We start from the raw sequence: 756 nt of genomic DNA on the forward strand, positions 1-756 counted from the left end.
TTGTGTTCAGTTTTCAAAGAACTTTGGTGGAGCCTAGCGGGATCGAACCGCTGACCTCCTGCGTGCAAAGCAGGCGCTCTCCCAGCTGAGCTAAGGCCCCGTAATTTATAATGGTCGGGAAGACAGGATTCGAACCTGCGACCCCTTGGTCCCAAACCAAGTGCTCTACCAAGCTGAGCTACTTCCCGTAATGGCGCGCCCGAAAGGAGTCGAACCCATAGCCTTCTGATCCGTAGTCAGACGCTCTATCCAATTGAGCTACGGGCGCATAATTTATTAAAGTGGTGCCGAGGACCGGAATCGAACCGGTACGGTAGTCACCTACCGCAGGATTTTAAGTCCTGTGCGTCTGCCAGTTCCGCCACCCCGGCAAGTAATGCCATGGAGCGGAAGACGGGATTCGAACCCGCGACCCCCACCTTGGCAAGGTGGTGTTCTACCACTGAACTACTTCCGCATAATGCGGGTGAAGGGACTCGAACCCCCACGTCAAAGACACTAGATCCTAAGTCTAGCGCGTCTGCCAATTCCGCCACACCCGCATATTTAATTTAAATGGTGAGCCATGAAGGACTCGAACCTTCGACCCTCTGATTAAAAGTCAGATGCTCTACCAACTGAGCTAATGGCTCGTACAATTTGAAAATGGTGGAGGATGACGGGATCGAACCGCCGACCCCCTGCTTGTAAGGCAGGTGCTCTCCCAGCTGAGCTAATCCTCCATTTTTTCAGCCTAGCGACGTCCTACTCTCACAG

8 tRNA genes are annotated in these 756 nt (G+C 53.3%); all 8 read right to left on the minus strand.

The annotated features are described in order from the left end of the window. Positions 1-24 precede the first annotated feature (24 nt). A tRNA-Ala gene (locus CKJ95_RS23100) sits at positions 25-100 on the minus strand. 11 nt (positions 101-111) lie between these two features. After that, positions 112-188 (minus strand) — tRNA-Pro (locus CKJ95_RS23105). Positions 189-191: 3 nt separating this feature from the next. Next, positions 192-268, minus strand: a tRNA-Arg gene (locus CKJ95_RS23110). Between the two features lie 14 nt (positions 269-282). After that, a tRNA-Leu gene (locus CKJ95_RS23115) sits at positions 283-371 on the minus strand. Positions 372-382: 11 nt separating this feature from the next. Then, positions 383-457 (minus strand) — tRNA-Gly (locus CKJ95_RS23120). A gap of 4 nt (positions 458-461) precedes the next feature. Further along, positions 462-542: transfer RNA gene (locus CKJ95_RS23125), tRNA-Leu, on the minus strand. Between the two features lie 14 nt (positions 543-556). Continuing rightward, positions 557-632, minus strand: a tRNA-Lys gene (locus tag CKJ95_RS23130). Positions 633-646: 14 nt separating this feature from the next. Then, positions 647-722, minus strand: a tRNA-Val gene (locus CKJ95_RS23135). Between the last annotated feature and the right edge of the window lie 34 nt (positions 723-756).

Source organism: Fredinandcohnia onubensis (assembly GCF_002734285.1).
Taxonomy (GTDB): Bacteria; Bacillota; Bacilli; order Bacillales; family Bacillaceae_L; genus Ferdinandcohnia; species Ferdinandcohnia onubensis_A.